The sequence below is a fragment of the Candidatus Thiodiazotropha sp. CDECU1 genome (assembly GCF_963455295.1).
Lineage (GTDB): Bacteria > Pseudomonadota > Gammaproteobacteria > Chromatiales > Chromatiaceae > Thiodiazotropha.
Window position 1 is genome coordinate 1,483,466 of record NZ_OY734020.1, and the last position, 20,081, is coordinate 1,503,546.

At 53.8% G+C, this 20,081-nt stretch carries 18 protein-coding genes; 6 read left to right on the plus strand and 12 right to left on the minus strand.

Translation table 11 applies throughout. The annotated features are described in order from the left end of the window. Nucleotides 1–28 precede the first annotated feature (28 nt). On the plus strand, nucleotides 29–1,009 hold the full coding sequence (locus R2K28_RS06730) for a glycosyltransferase family 2 protein (protein WP_316368631.1): 981 nt from the start codon (nucleotides 29–31) through the stop codon (nucleotides 1,007–1,009). Between the two features lie 11 nt (nucleotides 1,010–1,020). On the opposite strand, the gene R2K28_RS06735 is transcribed toward R2K28_RS06730, so the two are convergent. Together R2K28_RS06735 and R2K28_RS06740 are read right to left on the minus strand one after the other, a co-directional pair. Next, the gene (locus R2K28_RS06735; RefSeq protein WP_316368632.1) at nucleotides 1,021–2,262 is read right to left on the minus strand and encodes a TIGR03790 family protein; all 1,242 of its coding nucleotides are present in this window, start codon (nucleotides 2,260–2,262) and stop codon (nucleotides 1,021–1,023) included. Nucleotides 2,263–2,281: 19 nt separating this feature from the next. Next, nucleotides 2,282–4,456 (minus strand): M1 family metallopeptidase, encoded by a 2,175-nt coding sequence (locus R2K28_RS06740; protein WP_316368633.1) that lies wholly within the window; start codon nucleotides 4,454–4,456, stop codon nucleotides 2,282–2,284. A gap of 35 nt (nucleotides 4,457–4,491) precedes the next feature. Between R2K28_RS06740 and R2K28_RS06745 the strand changes: the two genes are divergently transcribed. From R2K28_RS06745 to R2K28_RS06765, 5 genes are all read left to right on the plus strand, one after another. Further along, nucleotides 4,492–5,607 carry a ChaN family lipoprotein gene (locus tag R2K28_RS06745; RefSeq protein ID WP_316368635.1) on the plus strand — a complete coding sequence of 372 codons (1,116 nt, stop codon included), beginning with the start codon at nucleotides 4,492–4,494 and terminating at the stop codon, nucleotides 5,605–5,607. Between the two features lie 14 nt (nucleotides 5,608–5,621). Next, nucleotides 5,622–6,926, plus strand: a complete 1,305-nt coding sequence (gene trhP / locus R2K28_RS06750; RefSeq protein ID WP_316368636.1) for a prephenate-dependent tRNA uridine(34) hydroxylase TrhP — start codon at nucleotides 5,622–5,624, stop codon at nucleotides 6,924–6,926. A gap of 15 nt (nucleotides 6,927–6,941) precedes the next feature. Then, nucleotides 6,942–7,856 (plus strand): polysaccharide deacetylase family protein, encoded by a 915-nt coding sequence (locus R2K28_RS06755; RefSeq protein ID WP_316368638.1) that lies wholly within the window; start codon nucleotides 6,942–6,944, stop codon nucleotides 7,854–7,856. Nucleotides 7,857–7,899: 43 nt separating this feature from the next. After that, nucleotides 7,900–8,484 (plus strand): GNAT family N-acetyltransferase, encoded by a 585-nt coding sequence (locus R2K28_RS06760; protein WP_316368640.1) that lies wholly within the window; start codon nucleotides 7,900–7,902, stop codon nucleotides 8,482–8,484. A 67-nt stretch (nucleotides 8,485–8,551) separates the two neighbouring features. Further along, nucleotides 8,552–8,971, plus strand: a complete 420-nt coding sequence (locus tag R2K28_RS06765; RefSeq protein WP_316368641.1) for a GFA family protein — start codon at nucleotides 8,552–8,554, stop codon at nucleotides 8,969–8,971. Nucleotides 8,972–8,996: 25 nt separating this feature from the next. Here R2K28_RS06765 and R2K28_RS06770 read toward each other — a convergent pair whose 3' ends face one another. From R2K28_RS06770 to ygfZ, 10 genes are all read right to left on the minus strand, one after another. After that, nucleotides 8,997–10,370, minus strand: coding sequence for an HD-GYP domain-containing protein (locus R2K28_RS06770; protein WP_316368643.1), 1,374 nt, complete (start codon nucleotides 10,368–10,370; stop codon nucleotides 8,997–8,999). Nucleotides 10,371–10,715: 345 nt separating this feature from the next. Beyond that, nucleotides 10,716–11,711, minus strand: a complete 996-nt coding sequence (gene nadE, locus R2K28_RS06775; protein WP_316368645.1) for an NAD(+) synthase — start codon at nucleotides 11,709–11,711, stop codon at nucleotides 10,716–10,718. Between the two features lie 86 nt (nucleotides 11,712–11,797). Continuing rightward, entirely contained in the window at nucleotides 11,798–13,312 is a 1,515-nt protein-coding gene (locus R2K28_RS06780) for a class I adenylate-forming enzyme family protein (RefSeq protein ID WP_316368647.1), read from the minus strand. 10 nt (nucleotides 13,313–13,322) lie between these two features. Beyond that, nucleotides 13,323–13,568 carry an acyl carrier protein gene (locus tag R2K28_RS06785; RefSeq protein WP_316368649.1) on the minus strand — a complete coding sequence of 82 codons (246 nt, stop codon included), beginning with the start codon at nucleotides 13,566–13,568 and terminating at the stop codon, nucleotides 13,323–13,325. A 214-nt stretch (nucleotides 13,569–13,782) separates the two neighbouring features. Continuing rightward, nucleotides 13,783–15,714 carry an asparagine synthase (glutamine-hydrolyzing) gene (gene asnB, locus R2K28_RS06790; protein ID WP_316368651.1) on the minus strand — a complete coding sequence of 644 codons (1,932 nt, stop codon included), beginning with the start codon at nucleotides 15,712–15,714 and terminating at the stop codon, nucleotides 13,783–13,785. Nucleotides 15,715–15,756: 42 nt separating this feature from the next. Then, nucleotides 15,757–16,233 (minus strand): nucleoside deaminase, encoded by a 477-nt coding sequence (locus R2K28_RS06795; protein ID WP_316368653.1) that lies wholly within the window; start codon nucleotides 16,231–16,233, stop codon nucleotides 15,757–15,759. 7 nt (nucleotides 16,234–16,240) lie between these two features. Next, entirely contained in the window at nucleotides 16,241–17,239 is a 999-nt protein-coding gene (locus tag R2K28_RS06800) for an ABC transporter permease (protein WP_116446081.1), read from the minus strand. Between the two features lie 13 nt (nucleotides 17,240–17,252). After that, nucleotides 17,253–18,131, minus strand: a complete 879-nt coding sequence (locus R2K28_RS06805) for an ABC transporter ATP-binding protein (protein ID WP_316368654.1) — start codon at nucleotides 18,129–18,131, stop codon at nucleotides 17,253–17,255. A gap of 24 nt (nucleotides 18,132–18,155) precedes the next feature. Further along, nucleotides 18,156–19,028 carry an HDOD domain-containing protein gene (locus R2K28_RS06810; protein WP_316368656.1) on the minus strand — a complete coding sequence of 291 codons (873 nt, stop codon included), beginning with the start codon at nucleotides 19,026–19,028 and terminating at the stop codon, nucleotides 18,156–18,158. A 51-nt stretch (nucleotides 19,029–19,079) separates the two neighbouring features. Then, complete coding sequence (gene ygfZ / locus R2K28_RS06815) at nucleotides 19,080–20,078, minus strand: CAF17-like 4Fe-4S cluster assembly/insertion protein YgfZ (protein ID WP_316368658.1); 999 nt, start codon at nucleotides 20,076–20,078, stop codon at nucleotides 19,080–19,082. Nucleotides 20,079–20,081: the final 3 nt, after the last annotated feature.

Below are 20,081 nucleotides of genomic sequence, written 5' to 3' on the forward strand. Positions count from 1 at the left end.
CAATGGGCAGATCGGCGAGAATGCTCTCATGTCTATTGATAAAGCCGAAAATATCGTTGCAGTTACCGTCACCTACAACGTGGATAGGGGATTTGAGGACGCCTTGCAGAGCTATTTGGATCAGGTCGCACAGGTCATCATTGTCGATAACAGCACTGATCCAAACAGCAGGGAGTGGCTGGCTGAGATTGTCTATTCCGCAGGCGAACGGGTGAAGCTGATACAAAACGGGCAAAACCTGGGGCTTGGCAAGGCACAGAATATAGGTATACGTGCAGCCCTGGATGGGGGGGCGACCTGGCTGCTGCTGATGGACGACGACAGCCGGGCCGCACCGGACATGGTGTCAGAACTGTTACGGACTGCTCTGCAACAAGAACCGGATGTTGCTATTTTCGCACCCCGGTACGATGAGCAGGGCGTCACCAGGGATGCGCGCTATGTGACCGCACCCCAGGGTGCCTATGGCAGCCCGCGTTTCACGATTCAGGACTTCTCCAACGCATCAACGCTCTCTCATCTGTTATTCGCCATCAGCTCCGGCAGTCTGATCAGGGCATCACTGTTCCGTGAGATAGGCCTGATCCGCGAATCCTTCAGCATCGATTACCTCGATGTGGACTTCAGCCTGCGTGCCCTGCGCGGGGGGTACCGGATCATGGCGGTGGCCGATGCGGTGCTCTACCATCAGTTGGGAGCGCAGTCGGAACACCGCCTGTTCGGCCGTCGATTCCTGGCATGGAATCACTCCCCCAGGCGCCGCTACACCATCTATCGCAACCGCACCCGCATCTGGCGGGAAAATCTGTTCAGCTTTCCCGGGTTTGTCATCTACGATTTTCTCGCCAGCCTGCACGATCTGTTTCGTATCCTGATGTTCGAAGAGTCGAAGACGGGTAAGCTCTGGGCGGCGGTGAAGGGGATAGGCGTAGGTCTATTGGGTGGTGGGTTGATTGGCTATCCAGTCTATTTGGATGACCTATCCATGGCCACCCACAGCAGGAGATGAATCAAATTCACCTACTGCCCAACTAACTGTAAACGATAGAAACCCTCTCCCAATCTCGGCAGCGACAATTCTTTTTGATGGTACCTTACCACTAGATTTGAGATCGGGGTGTAGGGCCCGATCGGGCTGAGTGCATGGGTCAGTTGGTAGTTGCCAGGCTTCAGGTTGCGTGTCCGCACTTTAGTCTGTCGAGCTTCATGAATGATCTCCACATGGTCGAAGGGTGCAGCCAATGGATCACCGATGAAGATCCCTTCGCCCGGTTGTTGCACGCTTTTCCAATAGGCCTCGATGAGGGTGCTGCCGCTGCCGTAGTGCTCCATCACCAGGGATGGGCTGGGGAACTTGCCTCTATGGTTGCAGGGCTCGACCACGGTGCCATAGCTGCCGCTGGCGCCTGCTTTGAGCCACTCCATGGCGCTCATCTGCCGGCTTCCCGACAACTGGCCTCCGGCTGAAGTGAGATGGTCCGCGATCGCACCGGGTCGAAATTTCAGTGTATCCAGACCACTGACCTGGGATCTGCCGGTGAAGTAGAACAGCACATCGTTGCGCTGGCGCAGGCTGTCATGACGCAGGATCGCTGTATCTATCCAGCCACGCATCCGGTTTATGATGCGGGGAAATTCTATCGCCCGTACATTTCTCTGTTTATCGCTGGTGCTCAATAGATAGGCGGTGCCCTGGGGCAGGCTGTTGTCTGCCAGCAGACCTCTGTCGATCAATTGTTTGGCATCAGCGAAGTTCTCGGCAGCGATGCTGATGGAGGGACGCAGGGAGAGATCCTTAAGGGGATCAGCGCCCGGGTAGTTGTAATAGGGGCTGTGTCGGGTGGTGGCGCAGCGCCGTTGTGAGCACCAGGTCTTGTCAAAGCCAAAGGTTATGGCTGAGGTCATGGACATGCAGCCGACGCGATAGGGCTGGAGCCAGGTCAGGACATAGGCCTGGGTATGGGTCGGGGTTTGTTTCAGCAATGCCTCGCGGAGCGAGTTGAATTCATCTACCGGGAGTGATGTTGCATGGGGATTGAAAGAGTGATGCAGCAGGTTCTCCCGCGGTAGCATACGCACCTGCATATAGTATTCGCCGATCCTGACACTGAGTGGGTCCCGGTCATTCACCACTACCGCCAGTTCGTCCGGCTGTATTCGATATTTCGGCAGAGAGAGATGGACTTCCGCCGCAACAGTGGTTGAAGGCAATAGCAGACTGAGGAGTAGTAACCTGAGATAGACTCGACAGTGGATGTTCACAGAACAACAGCGGCCATAATCACTCGGGCATTGAAATAAGTGGTCCGGGTTCAGCTATTTCGGTTAGCTTCCCATCCTTGGAAAAGCTGAACTGCAGCGGTGATTGGGTGATTGGCCATTCCCCCTTGAGTAGGTTCTGTGCCTTGTCTCCCTCGAATACAAGATAACTGTATTTCCCGTAGTGGGGAAGTTTTCTCGCCAGTCGCGTTATAGCTGCCGCTGAGTTGCCGACGACCCATGCCATAGTTTGATCTTTGTTTAGATTGTGCTGGCTAAGTACAAAACTATTCTCGCCGGTTGAATAACGGCTGTCAGCCAGGCTGATGCCATCAGGCTCCAGGGAAAAGGGCAGGCCGGATAGTTGTGTCACTAATCCAGGGTGGAAGCGATTATTCCAGCCAAGCAGCCAGATTGGACGATCCTGTGGCAGCCGTTCCAGTTCGCTGTCGAGACGGATCTCCGCATCATCATAGCCACTGCTCCACTGTTGAGCCAATGCGCGATAAGCCTGCAGCATCCCTTTGTCGGTTCTGGCTGGGAGTACGATCAATACCCGCTGGCTGCCAAACAGACGGCTCAGGGTCGCCGGGGTTTCCGCCTGATCGAGTTGTCTGAAAAGATCGAACCAGGGATCGATTGCCAGCTGTTGCGGTTCCCTGTCCAGCTTGAGTTGGAAGGGGGTCTCTCTCTCATGGGAGGTGAGGGTTGTCTGGGAAACACTTCCATCCGTCAAGCGAGTGAGCATGGGGATCTCCAAGGGGAAGGGTGCGTCTCGCTGGGTCTGCTGCAGGGTACCACGGATGTGGAAACCGTCACCCACCTGTTCCACGGCAAGATCGCTGACCTTCAGCCGTGGGGCGCCGTTTCTCCCGGTCCATTGTTGAAACAAGTTATCCAGAGTCTTGCCACCGGCCTTCTCGAAGGCCAGCTTCAGATCGGCATACCCGGCTGTTTTGAAACGGTTCTCCCGGAAGAAGATCTGCAGGCCCTCGATGAAGGCCTGATCACCCAGGTGGCGCCTCAGCATATGAAAAAACATCAGGCTCTTGTCATAGCCTACAGCCTGGCTGGCGGTTGTATGGCGGGCCCTGAAACCTGTCAGTGGAAAGTCGTTTTCACTGCGCACGAAATCCCCATAGCGTTTCAGTGCCGTGCGCCGGTGATTGGCGCCCCGTCCCCGCTGTTCGGCCAGGAGATGGTCGGCCAGATAGCTGGTCAGTCCCTCCGCCCAGTTGCCGCTCTGGTAGTCGATGTAGACGCTGTTTCCCCACCAGTTGTGAAGGATCTCATGGGGGTAGGATGTGTGCAGAATAAAGGGCAGGCGCAACACACGGGGTCCCAGCAGGGTGAAGGAGGGCATGCCGTAACCGCTCTCCCAGAAGTTCTCGACCAAGGCGAACTTGGCATAGGGATAGGGCCCAATCAGGGATTGATAGAGCGCCAGATAGTGCTCGGTTGCCTGTATATATCGTTCCGCTATGGCGGGATCCTGCTGGCGTAGAAACACCTGTGCCTCGATGCCATCCAAGGATTTACGGGTGAGGTGGTAGGGGGCGGCGACCAGATATATATCATCCTGCGGTGATGTTTCATGCCAACGGATGATGTTTCTCTCTTGCTCCTGCTGGATCTCCGGACCTTCACCCTGACTCACTGCCAGCCAGGTTGCGGGAAGCTCCACCTGCAGGTCAAAGGTGCGCAGTGCATCGGGAAAGTAGGGATACCAGCCGGTGCTGGCATCCAGATAGACTCCCTTCTCCGATATGGTTCCCCTCAGGCGTTCACTGACACGCCCCGGACTCTCACTCAGTGTGGTCAGCCGATGCGCGATCTTCCCGCCATACTTCAGGGTGAAATGGTGCTGATCTTCAGGCATGCTGAGCTGGTATTCGATCAACGGTCCAGTGTCGCTGATAGGCCCGATCTCTTTCAGGGATACACCCCTGGTGATACTTTGTGGACTGAGGTCGCGATGCAGTAGAAATCGCAACCGACCCTGATGATCGTTGGCAGGCTGCGTGGCATCAACTTGCTGCCGGGAGGCGAGGTCGATCCGGTCTGTCACCTGCAGCTTTTGACCGCTTGGATCGAGTGAGACCTGCAGTGCATGGTGGACCCTGGGGACGGCAAAGAGTGGTTTGCAAAATAGTGCCAGCCCCAGCAGGATGTAACAGATCGTGGATTTATTGGTCATAAGGCGCATTGGGTCAATGGTAATGGGAGAATGTAGTGCTCTATTTTCGTTTGCTGTTTTTCATCTTGGTCTGCGCGACGACAGGCGCCCGGGCTCATGAACTCGCGCCTGATCCTGTGATCGACCTGGCAGCGATGATGGATGTATCGAGCCTGATTGAGAAGGTCTCCGACCGCCAGGTGGTGTTCGTCGGCGAAACCCATGATCAGTATCAACACCATCTCAATCAACTGGCCATCATCAAGGGACTGCATGCCAAGCACTCAGACCTGGGAATCGGGCTGGAGTTCTTTTTTCAGCCCTACCAGGATGTCCTCGATCGCTATGTCGCCGGAGAGATCGATGAAGCCGACCTGATTCGACAGTCGGAGTACTTCAGTCGCTGGCGCTTCGATTATCGGCTCTACCGGCCCATTTTCCAATACGCCAGGGAGCATGGAATTCCATTGATTGCCCTCAACCTGGAGAGTGAGATCACCCGCCAGGTGGGAAAGGAAGGCATCGAGAGTCTCTCCGAGGAGCTGAAACAGAGACTGCCCGATGAGATAGACAGGGATAACCAGGGTTACCGTCAACGCCTGCAGTCGATCTTCGATGCCCATCCCCATAAGGATGGGAGGAGTTTCGAGAACTTCCTTGAGGCCCAGCTGCTTTGGGACGAGGGAATGGCACAGCGGGCAGCGGAGTGGATGCAGCGCAATCCCGAATCCCATCTGGTGATTCTGGCGGGGGTCGGCCATCTCATGTATGGCGATGGGATTCCCAAGCGGCTGTCGCGGCGTATCGACGCGAGCCAGGCAATCATCCTCAATGTGGATACGGCCGCGGAGTTGGATCAGAAGATGGCTGACTATTTGATTCTGGCTGAGAAGCATGACCTGCCAGCCGCCGGTAAGCTTGGGGTTCTGCTCGACACCACCAGTTCACCACCCAGTATCACCGGTTTTGTAAATAACAGCGGGGCCAGGGAGGCGGGGGTTGAGAAATCGGATCGACTGCTCGCCATCGACGGTCAGCCGATCGAGAGCTATGCCGACATCCGTATCGCCCTGATGGATAGGGAGGTTGGGGACAAGGTCGATCTGCAGGTGGAGAGAGAGCGTCTGCTTCTTGGTACCATTACGGAGACCCTGCAGGTCACCCTGCGCTGATTTCGATAGAGAGTATGAAACCACCGGAACTTCTTTCACCTGCGGGTACCTTGAAAAATGCCCGTTACGCCTTCGCTTATGGCGCCGATGCCGTCTATGCTGGTCTGCCTCGCTATAGTCTGCGGGTCAGGAACAATGACTTTATGCAGGATAATCTGGCGATCGGCATCGCCGAGGCGCATAGCCTGGGACGCCACTTCTATCTCGCCTGTAATGTGATGCCCCATAATGCCAAGCTGAAGACCTTTATCAAGGATCTCGAGCCGATTGTCGCCATGGGGCCGGATGCCTTGATCATGTCCGATCCGGGATTGATCCTGATGGTTAGGGAGGCCTGGCCGGAGATGCCGATCCACCTCTCGGTGCAGGCCAATACGGTAAACGCGGAAGCGGTGCGATTTTGGCAGCGGCAGGGATTGAGCCGGGTGATCCTCTCCCGTGAACTCTCCCTGGAAGAGGTGGAGGAGGTCAGGCAGGCCGTCCCGGATATGGAGCTGGAGGTGTTTATCCACGGTGCGCTCTGTATTGCCTACTCGGGCCGTTGTCTGCTGTCGGGTTACTTCAACCATCGGGATGCCAATCAGGGTACCTGTACCAACAGCTGCCGCTGGGACTACAAGGTGTCACAAGCGGTGCAGCCGCCGACAGTCAACCTGGGGCCAGCGGGGGTGGCACGCCACGACGAGGCCGACCAGACCTACTATATCGAGGAGCGGGGCAGGCCCGGTGAGCCGATGCCGATGTTCGAGGATGAACATGGCACCTATATCATGAACTCCAGGGATCTGCGGGCGGTGGAGCATGTGGCCCGGCTGGTGAATGTCGGGGTGGATTGCCTGAAGATCGAGGGCCGTACCAAGTCCCACTACTATACCGCCCGCACCACCCAGGTCTATCGGCAGGCGATCGATGATGCCGTTGCCGGACGACCGTTTCAAGTGGGCTTGATGGCCGATCTGGAGAGCCTGGCCAACAGGGGCTATACGGATGGATTCTATCAACGGCATGAATCCCAGGAGCTGCAGAATTATCGTTACGGAAGCTCGCAGACTGAACGCCAACAGTTCGTGGGGGAAGTGACAGGTGTCGATGATGACACCGGACTGATCGATCTGGACGTTAAAAACAAGATTCGCGTGGGAGACCGGCTCGAATTGATGACGCCTGCTGGGAACCGCAGTTTTGAGCTACAAAGGATGGAGGATCAAAATGGCAATCCTATGCAGGAGGCGCCTGGGGGTGGTTACCGGGTCAGAGTCGAGCTACCCACCCATGAGGTCGAAAACGCCCTGTTGTGTCGTTACCTTGAGCCAGCGTAACGACAACCTGCAGCGATGAAGGTAGGACTGAGAGTATGCGTCAATACCCTGCACGGCGCCCTGGTGGGGGTGCCTGCACTGTTGAAGCTATTCGATGAATATAAGATCAGGGCCAGCTTCTTCTTCGCCACCGGCGCAGACAAAAGTGGCCGGCGCATCGGCCATACCCTGCAGCCTTGGTATCCTACTCTCAATATCGCTTCACGCCTCTACGGCATAATCCTGCAACCGCCGCTGATCCATCAACGGGCGGCAGAGGCACTGCGTTCAGTCGCGGCCGCCGGACATGAAACGGGCATTCTGTGTCATGACAGATCAGTCTGGCTGGACACTATCGCCCATGCCGATGAGACATGGACCCGGGAGGAACTGAACAGGGCAATCGAGGCCTATTGTGCCGTGTTCGGTGAAAAACCGAAATATATGGCCGCCGCCGGTTGGCAGATCAATCCTCACCTGTTGGCGCTGCAACAGGGCAACGGCTTCAGCTATGCCAGTGATGTCAGGGGTAAAAGCATCTTCTATCCCCGCCTGCAGGATGTGGAATCGAACTGCCCACAGGTACCGACGACACTGCCGACCCTGAGTGAATTGTTGGATCAGGGTGGTGATATCACAATAGATAACGTACACCAGTACCTCTATGCGGAGAGTCAGCATATTCTACCTCAGGGTCATGTCTACTCCTGCGATGCGGAGATGGAGGGGATGGTCCACCTGCCGCTGATGGAGAAACTGATCGTGATGTGGAAAGGCATGCCGGGGGGTATTCAGACACTGGGCCAACTGATGGAGGATGTCGACCTGCTACGAATACCAAGACACCAGGTCGGATGGGCGCAAGAACAGACTGGGAATGTCTATTATGCGACTCAGAGTGTGGAGTTGGAGGCATCCGCAGAGCGGCTAGCCCATTCCCGTCAGGTGTGATTTGATACCTGTCACATGCACTGTTACAAGGAAAGTTCCATCGATGAATATAACTATCACCAGGTACCCAGAGAAGCGGTTGGCATTGGAGACCGATAGATTGATACTCCGCCAATGGCTTGATGAGGACTACGCACCATTCGCACGCATCAATGACGACCCCAGGGTAATGGAATTTTTTCCGCAATTACTGTCCCGTGATGAGAGTGATGAATTGGCCAACAGGTGCCGTGAGTTGATCACAGAGAGAGGCTGGGGTTTTTGGGCAGTTGAGTTGAAGGGCTATGGTGACTTCATTGGCATAGTCGGCCTGAATGCGCCACAGGATCGGTTGCCATGCTCACCCTGTATTGAGGTTGGATGGCGGCTTGCTTATAGGCACTGGGGTAAAGGCTATGCCACAGAAGCAGGAAGCAGGGCGTTACGGTTCGCCTTTGAAGCGCTTATGCTGAATGAAGTGGTAGCTTTTACCACATCAACCAACCAACGATCCAGAGAGGTAATGGAGCGTCTTGGTATGGTCAATAAAAATCAAGATTTCGATCACCCTGCATTGGTGCCTGATCATCCTCTATCGAAGCATGTGCTGTATGCGATTTCCAGGAAGGTATGGAAAGAGAAATATTAAATTTTCGGTTCTGCTTTATCAGCTATTATAGAGAGAAATAGAATCGGCTAGTTGATGAGGATATGCGATGGCAGCAAAACGAGTTACCGGCAGTTGTCTATGTGGTGAGGTCAGCTATGTCATCAAGGGTAACCTGGGGATATTTCAATATTGCAACTGTTCCCGTTGCCGAAAGTTCACCGGCAGCGCTTTTGCTTCCAACCTGCTAGTCAAGCCTGATGACTTTGAATGGTTGCAGGGAGAGGTACTTGTAGGCAGGTACGAATTGAAAGAGGCTAGACATTTCGCCACATGTTTTTGTAAAAAGTGCGGATCTTCACTGCCCTGGCTGGCTCAAAGCGGAAGGAGTGTGGTGGTGCCGGCAGGTACCCTCGATGGTGATCCCCATATCAAGCCGATCCAGAATATCTATTGCGCCTCCCGGGCGGTCTGGTACCAAGATCCCGGGGAGCTGCCATCCTATGACGAACTTCCGGTAAAAAAATAAACGACTAAGGGCAATGCGAGTCCACCTAACTGAGCCGGTCAAAGATATCCTGGATCGATTGTATCGATGTCTCAATCTGTTCCATCATCATCGTATCTTGAGTGGTGTCGGAATCGTTGTAACTATGGAACATCCTGACAGTATTGCGTATCTGCCAGGTTAGCTCTTTGATCAGTAGTTCGATCTCATTGAACTCACCCATGACCTGTTCATCAACATCGGATAGAACTCTTTCCTTCTGCAGCCACTCGGCAATTTCACTGCTCAACAAACCGGACTCATCTATGGTCGAGCATATTCTATTGGTGATTGCAGCCATGGCGGATAGCTGCTTAACATCATGCTGGTCTATTCTGTCCCTAAGCTCTAATAGATTCTCGTGAATATCGTCAAGGGCTTGCTTTGCCTCTCCAAGGATATCGATCTGTTTCCCAAGATTCTTCGCATAATCTTTCGGGCAATCATCAGGCCTCAGTCTGACCGGTCGCAGACCGGACTTTTTGATAATAGACATAGTTGCACGATACACTTCATAACCATTGGTAGTAGGGTTAAGTTGAAGGTATGGCTTAATATCGCCGAGGGTGCGTTGACTGTTGCTAAACGATTTGACCCTGATGGAATGAATACTGTCGGTCATGTTGATGATCTTTCCAGGTATTCCAAGCTGCTTCTCATTTAAGGCTAAAGGATATCCTGCTCCGAAACAGTCCTCGTGGTGTTCTATAACGGCGCGGGAAATCTCTGGATATATGCCAGGTATAGAGTCAGCGATGATCTTACCCACTATGACATGAGCGCGTACCGTCCTCCACTCCTCAGCGGAGAGTTTCCTGTTGCTACAGATAATGTCAGGGTCCAAATGGAGCAGGCCGATATCGTGGATTAGGGCCGCTACCAGGGTATCACGCCTCTCATTCATGCTCAGTCCCATCTCCCGGGCGATCATGGTAGAGAACCAGGCAGCAAAGATGCTTTTTTCAAACTCTGAGCGCATCTGTGTCTCGAGCACAGTGAGTTTTTGAGTTATCAGGGGATGCAGTTTTTCGAGTTGAAGCAGTTTTTCGAACTCGGGTCCAAAATTCAGGGCCTCATTCACCGCATGCATATCAGGATAATTATCTAAAAGACGCCTGAATTCATTGATCAGTGTCTGGGTATCCGCCTGATGTTCCAGACCGATGTGATTATCCAGAGGTTTCAGCAGCTTGTGTTTGATCAGCTGTTGCCGTACACCCTGGTCAATGTTGACGCCCTTGCGTGCCAGGAGTACGCCTTTGTGATTGTGAATATCAGAAGTGGTGAACGCCTGGTTTCCCTTTTTTGAGATCTCTGACAGGTGAACAGAGTAGAAACCGTTTTTGGCCTGGTCCGTATACTCCTGAATTAACTCTTCCATTACTCCTATGCTCCATTGCTACGCGGTATTTTTTAACAAGTGAGATACTATCCATAACTTACTAATTCTTATTCTCAATCGTGCGTTTACTGGAGTCTGCATTTAAACTCCGGCCCAGTCCCAATAATCGGCCAGTTAAAAATAAACTTGATTATATAATTATATGATATAGGAATGTTGTTCTTGAAATGTTACAAAAAAACTGAAGGGTTGGGGCGATCATGGCTGGATGACCAGCAAGGGACTTGCCCAACCCGGGTAGACCATCACCCAACCTGTCGGGCGCTATGCTTGAACGGCAAGGCTTAGCGGCGCGGGGTGCCGGGAACAGCCAGCTCTTCCTGGTTACAATCCAAGCTCAGGCAAGGCCTCGATCAAATAGGGTTTTGCATGCAGATAGTGGGTGGTCTTGCGTTTGTTTTGAATATCCTGAAAGACAAAATTCGCCTGTTCCTGGGTAATTCCGAGCATCTCCGCCAATTCGTTTGCAGTGGCGCCGATGTTGAGTGCCCACAACGCCTTGTCCATCTCCTGATAGGGAAGCGCGAAATAGAACTCATCCTGTCCCTGGGGCAGACTGTAGGTATCGGTGGTAGGTATGGCATTACAGATCGAATCGGGCAAACCAAGGTGCTTCGCCAGGGCGTAGACCTGGGTTTTATAGAGATGGGCGATCGGTTTTAGGTCGGCGGATCCATCACCGTTTTTCACGAAAAAGCCCTGGTCGTACTCGAGTCGGTTCGGTGTGCCGATCACAGCATAGTTCAGCCGATCCGCATGATAATACTCGATAGTCTTTCGGATCCGTTGTTTGTAGTTGGTGGCGGCGACAATCTGCAGATACTCCTTGAGATCGAGGCGTTTTTCAAATTGCTGACCCTGAGGATCCTGTACCACCAGGGAGAAGTGATTGACCTGCCCATCCAGACCGCCTTTGATGACGATCTTGTTTTTCCAACCCTCGGCATACTCGGGAAAGGTTTTGACTATCGCCTCGTCCCGGGCCTGGTAGCAACCGATGGCCTCAAGGGTAGCGGCGATATTGTGGGTGGTATGATCGACACCCAGATGCTCGATCAGTTGGCTGCCGCGGGATTGGGTGTCTTGCGCAGAATCGACTTCCGGCAGTTGAATGAAAAAGGCCTTTTTCGGGCCAAAGGCCTTGACTGCCAGGGCTGCCGACACAGAGCTGTCGATTCCGCCGGATACCGCGACAACAACACCGCGCCGACGCAGTTTGGTACGCATGATATCCCGCATGGATTCACAGATTTTTTCGACTTCTTTATCACGGTCGAAATTGAGGATTTCAGCTTCGTACCGTTCTGCTAATGCTTGCATTCGTCTTCTCCGGATAGATTCTACTCGGTTATTATATGTTCGGTCTGCGGCACGCCATATGGATGCGTCTGATCATTTTAATGATCTTATTTCAACAAAAACTTCTTTATCTTGCCTGAAGCCGTTTTTGGTAGTTCTTCTATGAACTCTATGGTTTTGGGGATTTTGTAAATAGCCAGATTGCTCTTACAGTGACGCTGAATCACTCTCTGATTCAGTTCGCTCCCCTGTTTCGGCACAACATAGGCCTTGATGATCTCACCAAGTAACTCGTCGGGACAACCGGTCACCGCCACCTCTTGTACCTCCTCAAGCTCCTGGATGACCTCTTCGATCTCCTTAGGGCTGATGCGATTGGCGCCGCTCTTGATCATATCGGATGAACGTCCATCGATATAGAGATAGCCGTCGGCATCGGTATGTGCCAGGTCGCCGGTGTATAGCCAGCCATCCTTGAGGACCTCGTCGGTCTTCTGCGTGTCCTTCCAGTAGCCCTGCATGATGTTCTCGCCATGGGCGCAGATTTCACCAGTCACGCCTGGTGCCATTACCTCGCCTGCTTTATTCCGCACCTCAATGGTGGTGTTTGGTATGGCTACGCCGATGGAGCCGCGTTTCTGCTCCAGCATATTCGGAGGCAGGTAGGTCAAGCGGGCGCTGGCCTCGGTCTGGCCATACATGATGAACAGCTCGGTATGGGGCAGGGCGTTGCTCAGTCTATCAGCCAGCACGGGCGCCATGGCGCCACCGGCCTGGGTGATATAGCGCAGACTCGAGAGGTCATAATCATCGATGTTGACCCTGCTCAGGAGTAACGCGAAGGTTGAAGGCACGCCGGAAAACCCGCTTACTTTCTCCTCTGCCATCTTCTCCATGACCCGATGGGGATAGAGCAGACTGTTCTCCAGTACTATCGAGGAGCCAATTGCAAGGTGGGTATGCAGAATGGAGTTGCCGTAGGAGTAGTAGAAGGGGAGCACATTGAGAATGCTATCCGCGGCTGTCAGGTGAAGATAGGCCAGGATGGATTCGATGTTGGCATTGAGATTGCCATGGCTGAGGGTTACGCCCTTGGGATTGCCGGTGGTACCCGAGGTATAGATGATCGAGGCAAGGTCGGAGTGGCTTAACACAATCTTCCGATCGGTGGGTTCCATGCCGATTATCTGTTGCCAATCCACACTGTTGTTGTCAGTCGCACCGGCATCCTCCCTGCTGACGTCAACTTGCGTGAACTCCCCGCCAGCCTCCAATACAGCTTTTCTTTCCGGATGACGTTGGTCCATGAACAGCCACTTGGCATCGGAGTGGGTCATCCAGTTGATGATATCCTTTGCCTTGGCCTGGGTATTGAGTGCAACGGTAACCCCGCCCGCAGACCAGATACCGTAAAAGATAGCGGCATATTCCGCCGAGTTGGCGACGACCATGGCAACCCGGTCACCCTTCTGCAGCCCGGATGACAACAGGAAGTGTGAGACTTTAGCGGCAACATCAGATAACTCACGGTAAGAGACCCGATGGGTACTATCCGCTATGGCGACAGAGTCGGGATGCTTTGCAACACTCTCTCTGAAACGATTGACCAGGGTAGCCGGCATGGGGGTCACACTATTGCTTTTTTCTTCCAATAAAAGAGACAATGTTGTTAACGGAATCGAGGTTTTCGGGCACCATTTCGGTGTCTTCAACCTTAATACCGAATTCATCTTCCAGAAAATAGATGACCTCCAGGATACCGGTTGAATCCAATATGCCCTTGTCCAGGAAGGAGTCTGCGCTGTCCAGTGCGGATTGATCCTCCGTGAACAGATAATTCTCTAGGATGTAGTTTCTGATTGTTGCTTCTGTTGACATGAAATTTTCCAAAGGTTCTGACAGTTTGATACTGAGATTAATGCTCGCCATTCAGTATGTCGACTGATCGATGGACATGTTTAGTCCAATGAGCACTATTCTAAAGTGGCAAGTTTAAATGAAATAGGTAATTTTTCACTCATATTTCTGATCGGAATCGGCCAAGTTGCTCCGGTGGTGAATAATAGATGCCGATACAAACAGTCTATTGTGCTTAGATTGCCGCTTGCTCAATGAACAGCTCATCCACCAGCATGCTGGATAAAATGCCTACGAAGGCCATATTGTCGGCGAATCCCAGGGCCTTGCCCCGGGCGCATTTTTTCAACAGCAGATTGACGGTTTTCGGGTTGTAGTAACCCGCTTTGCGAATCCGCTCCTCACTCAACAGATAGGCGACATATTCCAGGGGGGTCTCCCCATTGAAGAAGGATTGGCTGTCCGGTGCGCGATAGGGTTGTTTGCTTCGCTTTCTGATGCTTTCCGGGATCAGACCCTGCATGGTCTGCTTGAGCATATACTTTTCATTCAATCCCATGATCTTATAGCGGCTGGGCAGGGTTGCCGCGAACTCTATCACCCGATGATCGAGGAAGGGATAGCGCCCTTCGATGGAGTTGGCCATTGCCACCCGGTCTCCCTGAGAGCTGAGGAGATAACCTGACAAGAGTGTATTGGCCTCGATGTACTGATCCCGATTGAGGGGCTTCCAGGCATCGATCTCCGCCGGCAGGATGCGGTTTATCGTATCAAATCCTATCGGTTGCTTGACCGCCGCTCGCGCCTCATCGGAAAAGAACTGCATGATCCGCTGGGTCGTGGCCCAGCGTGGGATATGGGCAAAATAGGGCTTGTCGAGGTGCTCCATACCCTGTTGAAAGAAGCGTTTTGAAAAGGCACCGCTGGTTGTGGGTGAATGTTTCAGATAGGGGTAGAGGCGCTGCAGTATCAGTGGTCGCCAGGTGGAATCCGGGGCATGGCTCCAGAAGCGTCTCACCTTGGCCTCTTTAAAGATATCGTAGCCGCCAAATACCTCGTCCGCCCCTTCACCAGTCAATACCACCTTATAACCCGCCTCTCGAACCGCACCGGATAACAGCATCAGTGGGGTTGGCGCGGTTCTGACGATGGCGGACTCGGTATGGGAGATGACCCGCGGAAACGCAGCGCCGATGTCGGATCGCTTACACAGCACATGGGTATGGTTGGTGCCCAGGTAGTCGACCAGGTCCTTCTGAAAACCGCTCTCATCGAACTCTTCATCCTCGAAGCCGATGGAGAAAGTCCTGAGCGGGGTGTCGGTAAAGTTCTTGATCAGAGAGGTCAGTACCGAGGAATCCAGGCCGCCGCTGAGATAGGCACCCACCGGCACATCGGATCTGAGTTGTAAGCGCACCGAGTCGATCATCAATGTCTTTAGCTCTTCACTCCAGTCCGCCACGGATTTGTCGTGGTCGATATGCTCGTTGGGATATGACCAATCCCAATATCTGGAGAGGTGTTTACTGCCGTTTTCGATCACCATAAGATGCCCGGGTGGGACCACCTCCACCGACTCGAAAAGTGAGTGTGGTGGCAGGGTTGTCCAGAAGGTAAAGACCTCCTGCAGGGCGGTCAGATTGATCTGCCGGGAAATGGCTGGGTGGGCGAACAGGGACTTCACTTCTGAAGCAAAGTAGAGCCTGCCTCCGGTTTCGATGGTGAACAGCGGACGAATACCTGTTCTGTCCCTGGCGAGGATCAGTTTCTGCTTGGTACTGTCCCACAGGGCGATGGCGAACTGGCCATTCAGATGGTCGACGAATCTCTCGGCATACTCTTCATAGAGGTGGACGATGACTTCGGTATCGGAATGGGTGTAGAAGCGATGTCCCTGTTTCTTCAGTTGCTCGGTCAGTTCCACATAGTTGAATATTTCGCCATTGAAGACCACCTGTACAGACTGGTCCTCATTATGGATAGGCTGATCACCCCCAGCCAGGTCGATGATGCTCAGCCGGGCGTGGGCCAACCCCACTTTGTCGTGACAGTAATACCCATAGCCGTCGGGGCCGCGGTGATGAACGGCGTGTATCATACCCTCCAGTTCGCTTCTGGAAGGAGCAACGCCGTCCCTAAGATTTAAGATGCCTGCTATACCGCACATTGTCTTGTTTGCTTTGTTTGTGTTGTTTTAAAGCATGATCGTTCAATAGTCGACCCGCTTGTCGCTCTCATGCCAAGCTCTGAACAGGGTGAGACTCCGCTCTCTGAAAAGTTGTTGGGTGATGATGCCTCTTTCACCCATCGGTTTGTTGAGTTCCTTGTGGATAAAATTGTCGTTAAAGCCGATGGCAGCGGCGTCATCGGCCGTGGCAGCATAGACCAGACGATCTATGTGAGCCCAATAGGCGGCGCTGAGGCACATCGGGCAGGGTTCGCACGTGGTATAGAGTACACTGCCTGGTAGATGATAGCTTGCTGCATGGTCGCAGGCATTGCGAATCGCCAATATCTCCGCATGAGCGGTAGGATCGTTGTGCTTTATCACCTGGTTCCAACCGCGACCGATAATCCGTTCCTGCATCACAAGCACTGCACCGAATGGACCGCCATCACCCTGTTCTATACCCCGTTGTGCGAGCTGCAGGGCCTCGTTCATGAAGGTCTCATCCTGTTGATCCATGCTGTGTCTACTCCCAGCGAAAGGTTTTCGAACCTATGATGACAAAGCACAGGGTAAACAGGAAGAGTATGAGCAGCTGGGATGCCACGTCCATCAAACCGGCACCCTCGATCATCACCACCCGGGCGGCGTCGATCATGTGGGTCAAGGGCAGGGCCAGTGACAGATTCTGCACAAAAGGATGTGAACCCTCGAGGGAGAACCAGACCCCGGATAGCAGCATCATGGGCCAGCTCATCAGATTCAGCAGACCGTTTGCCGCCTCTTCGCTGGTGATGCGTGCCGCCACCAGCAGACCGACGCTGATCATACTCAGGGCGCCCATAATGAGGATCAGAAAGAGTAACCAGTAGGAGCCCACCATGCGGAAATCCACCACCAAATCGGTCCCCACATAGACCAAAACAGTGACTGCCACGATCATTAGCAGACGTGATGCGATCTGCGCCGATATAAACTCGAAAGCGCTGAGCGGGGTTGCCCGTAGCCTTTTCAATACGCCATTTTTACGATATCTAACAATGACATAGCCGACTCCAAACAGGGCGCTGAACATGATGTTCATACCCAGGACGCCGGGTATTACCCAATCCACATAGCGTATCTCCGATCCACTCAGCGCCTGGCGCTGCAGTTTGTAGGGTAATAACAACTGTTCAAGCAGGTACCCTTTGGGTGAGGTACTGTTGACCCAATAGCGGTTGTTCTGCACGTCCAGCAATAGATCGATCTGGTGTCTGTCCACCTTGTCGATCATCTTGTTCAGCTCCACCACCGGAATGAAGTCCACATATCGGATTGTCAGGAAATCCTCCAGGGCGCGATTCTCTTCAGCTTCCCCATAAATACCAACCTTGTAGAGCTCCTCCTGTCCGGTGGTGAATGCAAAGGCGAAACCCATCACGATCAATACCGGCATGATGAGATTCCAGCCGAGTGCGGTACGGTCACGCAGAAACTCCAGGTTGCGTGCTTGCAGGGCGGCTAAGAAACGACGTAAAGACATAGTCAGAGTGGCCCTAAGTGCGCAGGTGATGCCCGGTCAGTTCCAGGAACAGGTCTTCCAGGGTTGGGGATCGTACCTGCAGCTCGTGTAAAGAGACCTGCTGGGCTGTCAGATGGCGCATGGTGCTATCCACATCCTTGGACAGGATCTCCATGTGGCCCTCCTGGGGGTGCAGCGTAGAGGCCTCGTCGGCTTGAAAATCCCTGGGCAGGGCAGAGAGGGGCAGGGTGATCACGGATTTATCGAAATGGTTGGCCAGCAGTGTTTTAGGATTGCCTTGGGCGATGATTACACCATGATCCATGATGATGATCTCGTCACACAGCTCAAATGCCTCTTCCATATAGTGGGTAGTCAGCACCAGGGTTTTGTTTTCGGCCTTGATACGGCGTACCTGATGCCAGAGGTTGCGTCGTGACTGAGGATCGAGACCGGTGGTGGGTTCGTCGAGAAACACTATCTCCGGGTCGTTGATCAGCGCGATGGCCAACAGCAGACGCTGTTTCTGACCGCCGGAGAGTTTGCGTGTATCCCGCGTCAGGAACTCCTCCAGGGCGCAGATCTCCACCAACTCTTCAATCGGCCGGATGTTGGTGTAGAACTGCTGAAACATCTTCAGCACCTCGTCCACACGGATATACTCCTGCAGCGCGGTGTGCTGAAACATGATTCCCGCTTCGTCGCGAAAGCGTTTCCCCAGTGGTTCACCCTTATAGCGTATCTGGCCCGACGAGGGTGTCTTGATACCCTCCAGCATCTCCACGGTGGTGGTCTTGCCCGCACCGTTTGGGCCCAGCAGACCGAAGCAGACGCCACGCGGGATGGAAAAGCTGACCCCGTCCACCGCTTTGATACCCGCGTAGTGCTTGCTGAGGTTATCCGCCTCAATCATGATTGGATCGCCCTGGGTGGGAGGTCACGATATGAACATGACCTCGATATTCTGAATATCGTCAGCGACACCTTCGATTTCGATGATATTGACCTCGGGTTCCAATCCAACTTTTATGAAGGCCGGGATCTGCGCCAGGGTCGATGGGTCGATGGAGTCGCCCCCATTCATCTGCGACTCGAGTCGTGCCACCAGCACGATATCCACATAATCGATATCCCCCTCGCTGGTATAGTCAAGGTTACGAAAGTTTGCCGGTACCCGGATCAGGGATTCGGAGAAGCCCCAGATCTCGAGTATGCGTTGACCGATCTGGGGGCTCAGGGCATCGATCACCCTATCCAGTTCCTGGGCATCCTCAAGCAGTTCGTCATGACTCTCCGCAAGGGTGAGAATCGGCAGGGCGCCGATATTGTGGATCAGGCCTGCCAGCATCGCCTGCTCCTTATCCAGATGGTCAGTATTGGCGGCAAGCACACGGCTGAGCGCAGCGATCTGTACACTCTCTTCCCACACCTGTCTGAATTTGGCATCCAGCAGGTCGCTGGTTGCCTGGAAGATCTGCTGCATGATCAGACTGACGACCAGGCTGCGCACCAGACGCACCCCCAGTCTGGCCACCGCCATCTGCAGATTGTCGATGGTCACCCGGCCCCGATAGAGGGGACTATTGGCGACCTGCAGAAGCCGTGCCGACAAGGCGGCATCCGAGGCGATGATATCGGCAATCTGGTTGGCCGAACTCTGCTCTCTCTCCACCGCATCCCTGACCTTCAGCGCCACTTCCGGGAGTGTGGGGAGGGTGATGCGGTTGTGGTCGATGGCGTCGTTTAGCTTTTCAAGAAATTCGTTTTCGTCGATCATTTTTTGCTTGGGTTTCCACTTTATCGTTGTCATCCTTGTTAACGGTCAATCCCGATCATTCTGAATGGCTGGGAACAGTCGTCCTTACTCTTCAGAATAGCTGTAGGGGAGGTTGAGTATCTCCAGCCTGGGGCCGCTCTCACCCAACTTGACCTGGTTCTCCTCGGCACTGGCGATTTCGATAATGGCGAGCAGTTCGTAACCATCGCCACTTGATTGTGCATCCACGATTTTACCCGCACCCTGTCCCGATGTGCTTCCCTCCGCAAACAGGTCATCACCCGGTTGTGGCGCTGTATCGCTATCCACATGGGCCAGATACATACGCCGCTTCAGCTTGCCCAGGTATTGCATGCGTGCCACCACCTCCTGGCCGGTGTAGCATCCCTTGGTGAAACTGACCCCGTCGATAAGCTGCATATTTGCCATCTGCGGTACGAAAGACTCGCGGGTTTGAGGATAGAGGGTCGGGATACCCGCGCGAATCTCATACAGTGACCAGAGCTCACTACTTGCCGGTTGGGCCTGTCCTTCAGCGGTCTGCCAGATCTCCTTCAACTGTGGAACCGGCCCTATGACTTCGAAGCGGGGCATGCTGCCAGGCAGACGTATCAGGATCAGCCCGTCCTGCTGTTGCACGCTATTGGCTTGCTCGGGCAGCTCTTCGAAAAAGGGCTGCAGCAGGGCTTCGGCGCAATTCCCGGTCAGGCCGATCCTGACCCAATCATCGCTGGCATTGCTGACAACCACCTTGGAACGCAGTACATACATGGATAGCCGGGGCAGAATCGCGGGGATGGCCTCGGCCGGAGTCTGCAGGTAGTAGCTTTCGCCTTGGCGAAAGCAGCGAAAGCTGGCTATCATGCGGCCCTTGGCGTTACACCAGCCCGCCAGGTTGCTGTGATCCTCGGTGACCTGACGCATGTCGTTGGTCATCTGGCCTTGTAAAAACTGCTCTGCGTCTTCCCCCTCGACCCGGATCAGGCCATAGTGGGAGAGATCATTCAGGGCGCAGTTGATGTCGGCACCGTCAGTGACCGGCTTGCTGCGGGAGGCGAGGAATTCAGACCATTCTCTATTCATGTC

Coding starts and splice junctions, on each gene's coding strand:
- R2K28_RS06770 (WP_316368643.1), bottom strand. CDS start 10,370: ATGGAAGAGTTAATTCAGGAGTATACGGACCAGGCCAAAAACGGTTTC.
- R2K28_RS06795 (WP_316368653.1), bottom strand. CDS start 16,233: ATGGATCAACAGGATGAGACCTTCATGAACGAGGCCCTGCAGCTCGCA.
- R2K28_RS06760 (WP_316368640.1), top strand. CDS start 7,900: ATGAATATAACTATCACCAGGTACCCAGAGAAGCGGTTGGCATTGGAG.
- trhP (WP_316368636.1), top strand. CDS start 5,622: ATGAAACCACCGGAACTTCTTTCACCTGCGGGTACCTTGAAAAATGCC.
- R2K28_RS06810 (WP_316368656.1), bottom strand. CDS start 19,028: ATGACAACGATAAAGTGGAAACCCAAGCAAAAAATGATCGACGAAAAC.
- R2K28_RS06780 (WP_316368647.1), bottom strand. CDS start 13,312: ATGCCGGCTACCCTGGTCAATCGTTTCAGAGAGAGTGTTGCAAAGCAT.
- ygfZ (WP_316368658.1), bottom strand. CDS start 20,078: ATGAATAGAGAATGGTCTGAATTCCTCGCCTCCCGCAGCAAGCCGGTC.
- asnB (WP_316368651.1), bottom strand. CDS start 15,714: ATGTGCGGTATAGCAGGCATCTTAAATCTTAGGGACGGCGTTGCTCCT.
- R2K28_RS06805 (WP_316368654.1), bottom strand. CDS start 18,131: ATGATTGAGGCGGATAACCTCAGCAAGCACTACGCGGGTATCAAAGCG.
- R2K28_RS06765 (WP_316368641.1), top strand. CDS start 8,552: ATGGCAGCAAAACGAGTTACCGGCAGTTGTCTATGTGGTGAGGTCAGC.
- R2K28_RS06755 (WP_316368638.1), top strand. CDS start 6,942: ATGAAGGTAGGACTGAGAGTATGCGTCAATACCCTGCACGGCGCCCTG.
- nadE (WP_316368645.1), bottom strand. CDS start 11,711: ATGCAAGCATTAGCAGAACGGTACGAAGCTGAAATCCTCAATTTCGAC.
- R2K28_RS06785 (WP_316368649.1), bottom strand. CDS start 13,568: ATGTCAACAGAAGCAACAATCAGAAACTACATCCTAGAGAATTATCTG.
- R2K28_RS06740 (WP_316368633.1), bottom strand. CDS start 4,456: ATGACCAATAAATCCACGATCTGTTACATCCTGCTGGGGCTGGCACTA.
- R2K28_RS06800 (WP_116446081.1), bottom strand. CDS start 17,239: ATGTCTTTACGTCGTTTCTTAGCCGCCCTGCAAGCACGCAACCTGGAG.
- R2K28_RS06730 (WP_316368631.1), top strand. CDS start 29: ATGTCTATTGATAAAGCCGAAAATATCGTTGCAGTTACCGTCACCTAC.